The 7299-nt window shown below is 48.4% G+C and carries 9 protein-coding genes and 1 pseudogene; 9 read left to right on the forward strand and 1 reads right to left on the reverse strand.

The genetic code is table 11. The features are described from left to right. The 9 genes from L4D76_RS28075 to L4D76_RS28115 form a co-directional block, all read left to right on the forward strand. Window positions 1–868 (forward strand): FMN-binding protein (locus L4D76_RS28075; RefSeq protein WP_428444123.1); only part of this gene is annotated, 868 nt, incomplete at its 5' end. After that, window positions 865–1068: a hypothetical protein gene (locus L4D76_RS28080; RefSeq protein WP_428444124.1), complete on the forward strand. Its 204-nt coding sequence runs from the start codon at window positions 865–867 to the stop codon at window positions 1066–1068. The genes L4D76_RS28075 and L4D76_RS28080, both read left to right, overlap by 4 nt. Continuing rightward, on the forward strand, window positions 1065–1766 hold the full coding sequence (locus tag L4D76_RS28085; RefSeq protein ID WP_428444125.1) for a hypothetical protein: 702 nt from the start codon (window positions 1065–1067) through the stop codon (window positions 1764–1766). Before L4D76_RS28080 ends, L4D76_RS28085 begins: the two co-directional genes overlap by 4 nt. A gap of 303 nt (window positions 1767–2069) precedes the next feature. Next, entirely contained in the window at window positions 2070–3011 is a 942-nt protein-coding gene (locus L4D76_RS28090; RefSeq protein WP_428444126.1) for a LysR family transcriptional regulator, read from the forward strand. Between the two features lie 317 nt (window positions 3012–3328). Further along, on the forward strand, window positions 3329–4819 hold the full coding sequence (locus L4D76_RS28095) for a reductive dehalogenase (RefSeq protein WP_428444127.1): 1491 nt from the start codon (window positions 3329–3331) through the stop codon (window positions 4817–4819). Between the two features lie 23 nt (window positions 4820–4842). Next, on the forward strand, window positions 4843–5118 hold the full coding sequence (locus L4D76_RS28100; RefSeq protein WP_428444128.1) for a tetrachloroethene dehalogenase: 276 nt from the start codon (window positions 4843–4845) through the stop codon (window positions 5116–5118). 147 nt (window positions 5119–5265) lie between these two features. Then, on the forward strand, window positions 5266–6474 hold the full coding sequence (locus L4D76_RS28105) for an FMN-binding protein (RefSeq protein ID WP_428444129.1): 1209 nt from the start codon (window positions 5266–5268) through the stop codon (window positions 6472–6474). Continuing rightward, the gene (locus L4D76_RS28110) at window positions 6474–6641 is read left to right on the forward strand and encodes a hypothetical protein (protein WP_428444130.1); all 168 of its coding nucleotides are present in this window, start codon (window positions 6474–6476) and stop codon (window positions 6639–6641) included. Before L4D76_RS28105 ends, L4D76_RS28110 begins: the two co-directional genes overlap by 1 nt. 219 nt (window positions 6642–6860) lie before the next feature. Next, window positions 6861–7103, forward strand: a complete 243-nt coding sequence (locus L4D76_RS28115) for a PadR family transcriptional regulator (RefSeq protein ID WP_428444131.1) — start codon at window positions 6861–6863, stop codon at window positions 7101–7103. A gap of 102 nt (window positions 7104–7205) precedes the next feature. On the opposite strand, the pseudogene L4D76_RS28120 reads toward L4D76_RS28115, so the two are convergent. Further along, window positions 7206–7299, reverse strand: a pseudogene (locus L4D76_RS28120) (transposase); the annotation flags it as partial.

Genomic DNA, 7299 nt, shown 5'->3' on the forward strand with positions numbered 1-7299 from the left:
GTTGATCACCGATGATTTTCTGATTGATTCAGACATTGATGGTTATTCCGGCGCCACAATATCGGCACGCGGAATCACGTCGGCGGTGCGTCAGGCTGTTCATCTCGGCGCAGTGAACCACCTGAAAATGCCCTCGGTCTGGCAAGAAGAGCAATGGCAGTTTGGCATAAAAGAAGCCGGCCTGCTGCTGTTGGTCGCTTTGGTGGTATTTGCTAACCAGTACCAAAGCAAGCTAAGCCGGATCCTGAAAGCAATTATCCCCCTGCTGTCATTGGCATATGTGGGGATCTACACCAACGCCTCGATCAGTTTTGGTTGCCTCAGTTCAATTCTGCTGGGCTATTTTCCCAGCCCCAAGCATCACCCGATTTGGTGGATCATGATGCTCAGCGTATTTGGCGGGATCGTGTTTCTGCGGCGCAACATCTACTGCAACAATCTCTGCCCTTTCAGTACAGTACAGGGACTATTACATAAGATAAGCGGGATCCGCCTGAATCTGACGCCACAAGTCACTCGTAACGCCAGAAGCATCATTCTGACGCTGATCTGGATGTCATTGATGCTGATTTTCTTATCCCGACACCCGGCGCTCGGATCCTACGAACCCTTCTCCATGATGTTCGCTCTGGAGGGAATGGGGATGCAGTGGTACATCTTGCCCTTCTCGTTATTGGGCGCACTGTTTGTACCAGATTTCTGGTGCCGACTGTTTTGCCCCGTGGGCTTTTCGCTCAATGAGTTAGTGCGCTTGCGCACCAAAGCAGTGAAATCTTTCAAGCGCCCAGCCAGACTGAAAACACAATCAATTCCCACTATCGATATAACGGAAAACGATGCACGACAAAACCAGCGGAGATCCAGATGATGGCCACCACTAAAAAGAAAAGGGAACCGAACAAGTTCGCGCTAATGTTGTTCGTCGCCACCTTGGCGTTGATCATCATTTTTTTCCTCCAGTCAATACTGAAAATCGGGGAGCGACGCCTTGTAGGTGAAGCCATCAACCAAGTTCAGGCAAAAGTACAAACGTTTAAAGAGAACCAACAGCAGGAGTCCGGAAAATGACAAACACATGGCAGGTTGAGAGCAGCAAAGCTTACGCAGATCTGGAGTTCGGCCCGACGGTATATAAAGCCTGTACCCATTGTCAAAGTGCAATCGAAATTGTCCCTTTGCTGTCAGGCAATACCCTGGGAGGCACGCTCTGGAGTGATGGTTTCCTGGAAACCGATCAGATGCCCGAACAGGATTTACTGGGCCGGTGCCGCCACTGTAACGAAATTGTCAGCCTGGCTGATCTGGAGCCCCATCCGCAGCAAGAAGTTCCAGCGGACAATGACGATTACTCATATTTGTCATTAACCCTGGTGGATTACGAAATGCTATTGCAGCAACTCGGCGACATTGCCGAATACTATCACCCCTATCTGCGGATCAAGTTCTGGCAACGGAATAATGACCAACGCCGTTATTCAGACCCAACAGTCCCGTTCACCGAGCAAGAACAGCAAAACCTGCAGGCACTGTTGTCCCTGCTCGGCGATGAAGATGCTGGTCGATTGCTTAAAGCGGAAATTTATCGGCAACAGGGAGAGTTTGAGCACGCCCAACGCGTGCTATCAGACCCGTTCGATCATCGTGTAAGCGAAGTGGTGATGCGTTTAAAGCAACTCGTACGTGAAAAAAATCAATTCCTTACAAAGATTTTTTCCGGCGAGGCCGCATGCAATACAACAGCCGGCTGTAACATAACATCGAACTGATGAAGCAAAAGAGAAAACCCTAAAACATAACCAAGCAGTGAGATTGAAACCCCACTGCTGCTCATTTTGTATGTACGAATGGATGTTACGTGAATATATTATCTAGTTTTAAGGGGCTTATGATCACGGTCGTCGCCTTATTATTAACTGTCTTCTTAGCAATTTCGACCTCTCTTCCTATCGGTAGTTTTCAACGTCAATTATGAGTAATATTGATGAATATGCTACGGTATGTCACTTTTTGCTTGAAGAGGGTATTCGATATCCCTTTGTATCAACTTTTCACGGAAACCCTGTAAAACTATGATTAACCTCTCAGTTGACGATCTCAAGCTCATCAACCTTATTGCCAACCAGGGCAGTTTTGCAAAAGCTGCAGATATGCTGCACCTGACTCGGTCGGGCGTGAGCCGACGCATAAAGTCTATCGAAGACAGGTTGCAGATCAAGTTGTTTAAACGCACGACGCGACAGTTCGAACTGACCTATGAGGGACGGCGCCTTATCGAGCATACCGTGGCAATGGAGCGGCATTGGATCCAGGCAATGGGAGAAATTCAGACTCAGAAAGCCGAGCCAACCGGCAAGCTAACCGTGTGCAGTCAGGATCTGATTCACCGCCGTCTGGCACAATACTGTTTGACCGATTTTCTGACCCAATATCCCAAGATTGATCTTACCCTGTTAACCACCCACGGCCTGCCGGAAATCAATAAGTTCGATGCCGATCTTATGCTGCATATCAGCCCGTTAAATGAACAGGCATTTATCAACGAACCCCTGGTGCTTTGTGACCAGATGTTCTATGCCAGTCCTGCCTATCTGGCAAAAAATGGTGTGCCTCAGCATCCGAGAGAGCTGGGCGCTTACCATACCATTGAATGTATCGAATCGGCACGCCAACGTGAAATCGGCTACTGGTCATGGCACGAAGATGAAATCCCCCATCAGGTGAAGATCAACAGCTGCATGCAGTGCGACGAGCTGGAAGTGGTCATGCATATGGCGCTCAACGATAACGGCATTGTCCAGCTGCCCGAATTTTTGTGCCGACAATATGTCGCACAAGGGCGTTTGGTTGCCCTGTTTGACGGCAAGTTCGCTAATTCGGTTCCGATTTACGCCATCTATCCTAAAAATCAGTATTATCCATCTACGACCCGGGCTTTTATTCACTTCATGCGTTACAACAAGCTGTTTGGTGTGCCGTTGCCGCCGCAAAATGGTGGCGTTGGCCTGCTCTGAGGCGTTGAAACATGACAATGTAGCCATGTGATTGTGATCTGGTTCACACTAAAGCAAAAATCTCAGTTTGTGTGTGTCGGCGGCCATTGGTTAACTTTTAAGCTGATGTGACCGCCGTTACACGCTTTCCGGCTGTTTATGTGATCTGGTTCGGTTTATTTACTCCATCATAAGCACCTCAATGGGCATCTCTTTAGGGTTATGTTCATTCTTGGTAATACTCTATTGTTACTGGCTTTATTTTTCCGAACGGTCTATGTCTTTATCATTTCCTTATCTGTTATGGGGGCTTTGCCCTGTGGATAAGGAATTAAACAATGACTTCGAAAAAAACTGAACATCCGGAAAATCAGCCGCGAATCAATACTGCCGATATCATTGATGACGCAAGCGTAAATAAATCCCGCCGCAATCTGTTTAAAATTGGTGCCGGTATCGCGGCAACGGCAGCCACCGGTGTATCGGGTGCCTTTGTCGCCGATCGTATCGACGGCATTGAACATGACAGCTTTCCGGTTCCTTTGGATCCTGCAGTACTCAAACCCTTCCCTCAGCGCAACTCCATCTGGACCTATGCCCTCAGCCCGCAACTAGCCCAGCAGTTCCCGGCCAGAAACCAGACTTTTGAAAACGGCTGGAACTTCCAGGACAACGCCATGAAATTTGTTCGTGGCTCGGTGGATATCCGTCATGCCACCGAATTAGCTGAAAAGCTGGGACAGAAAACAGGTATGTCGCAATTGGATAACGCCCTGGCTTGGGGGGGATGGGCTCCGGTCAATGTGATGGCACCGATGGCACCTAACATGATGCCGGATAATGGCGTCAACAGATGGTATCAGGGCCCGGTTGATATGCCGCCGCTCGGTCTTGTTGATCAGGTTGCCCCGGAGCGCTGGGAGTTTTCTTCCGGTGAAGAAGCCTCCATGGCCATTAAATCTGCCGCACGGCTCTACGGCGCGGTGCGTTGCGGTATCACCCCCAACGATCCGCTCTGGAACTTCGACCCCCTCTACGACGYACAAAAAGAAAAAGAAATCTCCTGGGACGAGTTTCCATTTAAACCCAAATCGGTGATTGTGTTTCTGGTGGAGATGGATTACGCAGCCATGGCTACTGCACCTTCAAAAGTTGCAGAAGGCACGGTAGGCAACGGTTATTCCAAGATGTCATTTGTCGGTACCAGCATAAAAACTTTCCTTCATGCTCTGGGCTACCAGGCAGTAGCGGCCAGCAATGATTTAGGTAACAGCGTGGCTTATGCCGTTGCTGCCGGACTGGGCGAAGGTGCGCGAAATGGCGTGCTGGTTGCCCCACGCCTCGGTCCCCGAGTTAGAATTGCCAAGATTTATACCGATCTGGAATTACCGGCAGAGGCTTACGACAAGCCACGCAGCTTCGGGATCATGGATTTCTGTACCAAATGTAAGCTGTGTGCCGATGCCTGCCCGTCCAACGCCATTTCCACCGATGATGAACCGAACTGGGGACCGACCTATGAAAACGGTGACAACCCGGATTACGCTTGGCACCACCAGAGAGGTGTTAAGAAGTTCTATAGCGATGCAAAGAAGTGCTTAAAGTTTTGGGTAGAAAGCGACACAGGTTGCGGCGCCTGTATTACCGCCTGCCCGTGGAACAAACCGGATTTCTGGCACCACCGGATGATCGATGCCTCCAATGCCTTCACCGGCGGTCCTATTCACACCTTTATGAAAGTGATGGATGAGGTCTATGGCTATGGCAACACCTTTGATGAAAAAGCGGTTGTGAAATTCTGGAAAACCGGTAAAGACATCGAAATTTAACTTTGACTGCGAGGAGAAAGATTATGATTGGGTTAATGTGGTACCTGCTGGGTATGTTAACAACGGCGGGCATTTGGGGCTACGTCAAGCTTAAAGAGCACTACCGGATAGACTGGCGGGCGAACCTGGGCCTGATGGCCTCGGCGGGCAGTGCTTGGTTTTGTGTCGCCTGGTCCTGGGCATCCTTTGCCGAGCGTGAACCGCAGTCCGGAGCGATGGGATTGATCATGTTTGGCCTGATTGGGCTGGTGATTTTTGCCGGTACGTGGCGCCTGTTTATCACCCCGGCCAATAAATAAATCCCTTAAACAGGGGCGACGGCAACTGAAGTTTGTCGATGTGTTGTCACAGCTCACAGGTGGCAGCACGTTTGCCACCTGCAGGTATGGCTACCGCCCCTGGTTTTGCTATTCGCACATTATGGCCCGATGCAGTAAAGGCATCCTATGTCAAATTCTCATTCTTCCCGGAAAAAACACCAAAAGAGAGCAAAGCGACCAGCTTGGCTGGCTTACTTTGGCTATATTTCCCTGCTGATTGCCGCCATTGCCGGCAATTACTTCCAACACATTGATGAGAGCCGAGGACTCTTCGAATACTTCGGTTCAAGCGTACAACGAACAACCAGTGACAACCCGTGGCCATATGTGATGCAACAGGGCGATAACCCGATTCCTATAGTTACCGCAAAAGGCAACGGTTATGGCGGCCCGCTTGGTATCAGCGTAAAGATTAATGAAAAGACTCGGAGCATTGAGGATGTCGACTTGCTTCAACACAAAGATACGCCGGCCTATATTGGCCGGCTGGAGCGCAAGCACTTTTTAAGACAGTTTAAGGGCAAAATCTTAAACAGCGATTTTCTGGTTGATGGCGATATTGACGGGATCAGCGGCGCAACCTACTCCACCAAGGGGATCACCCTGGCCGTACGCCAAGCTGCCCACCAGGCGGCAATAACACTAAATATGCCACAAACCTGGCAGCCGCTACAGATCAACTTTTCGATCAAAGAAATCGTTCTCACCCTTGTGATCATCGCAACACTTGCAAGTAAAAAAATCCCGCCACGGTATCGTAAAGGCTTTGGCCGGATAATGTCTGTGATCGTCGTGGCCACCATGGGGTTCTGGCTCAACAGCTCCTTGTCACTCAACGCCTTTGGCAGCCTGTTTCTGGGTTACCTGCCGGACTGGCACAGCCATCCTGGCTGGTACATATTGATGAGCAGTGTGATCGCCTCTTTGCTTTTTATGGGGCGTAACGTTTACTGCAGCCAGCTCTGTCCATTTCATGTCATCCAGCACTGGCTCAATAAGTTAACCGGACTTAATTTTTCACCGTCTAAACTGCTACTGAATAATGCCAAATTCGGCGTTAACTTGCTGTTATGGTTATCTCTGATGTTAATCCTTTTATCACGAACACCAGCCATAGCCTCTTATGAGCCTTTTGCTATGATGTTCTCTTTAGAAGGTGTTGGTATCCAGTGGTATATCTTGCCACTGGCGCTCATAGGCTCAGCGGTTATGAATAATTTTTGGTGTCGGCTGTTTTGTCCTGTAGGGCGATTACTTAATCATTCATTGGAAATGCGTACCAAAGCGAAGAATAAGCTTTTGCGGGCAAAACATATCCGCGTTAAGGAGGTTTAATGAATACAGCGACTCCAGCACCGACCCGGCGCACGTTAAAGGAAATCCGTACAACCAGGCGCGCTAAACCAAAGTGGCAAGCGTATATCAGCAGTACGCTGTTTTGCATCACCCTTTTATTGGTATTGGGCTTTATTGTGCAAGAAGGCCTGCGTTGGTGCACTTAACATACAATATATTAGGCCGCTGATATCGGCGGCTTATTATGTCAAGGCAAGAGCATGAGTTACCAGCTGGTTAATTTAACCTTTGATGGCCAATATTCACACTCACGCCCTGACTACTTGATAATGTACTCAAGTAAATAAGTTAACGAAGAAATCTGGAGGGGACTATCTTTATTTACCCCGTTAGCACCGAAACAATGTTGATAAAAGGAAAACAAAATGGAATTAAATAATCTAGCAATGCACATTTTATTTTCGTTGCTAAATGGAAACGCAACTGGCTATGAATTAACTCGGTCTATGTCAAAAAGTCACGTATGGCGTTCATCTCATCAACAGGTATATCGTGAACTGGTAAAGCTGAATAAATTGGGGCTGGTTACGTTCACAACCGTCCAGCAAAAAGACAAGCCAAACCGTAAACCGTATTCAATCATGGCTGCTGGTCACGCTGCTAAGTAACTAAGAAAAACTTATTTCAAATAAGTTGCCATAGCCATCTAACAAGGCAGCGATTTCTGCTTCCAGTGTTTCTTTACTCCAAGTAATAAAGCGGCGTCTGTAATACTTGGCCTGTTTCCAAAGGATTTCGATCAGATTCAATTCCGGACTGTATACCGGAAGATAGACCAATATCATGTAATGTTGCATCAGCCAG

This window comes from Photobacterium sagamiensis, assembly GCF_050337085.1.
Classification (GTDB): domain Bacteria; phylum Pseudomonadota; class Gammaproteobacteria; order Enterobacterales; family Vibrionaceae; genus Photobacterium; species Photobacterium sagamiensis.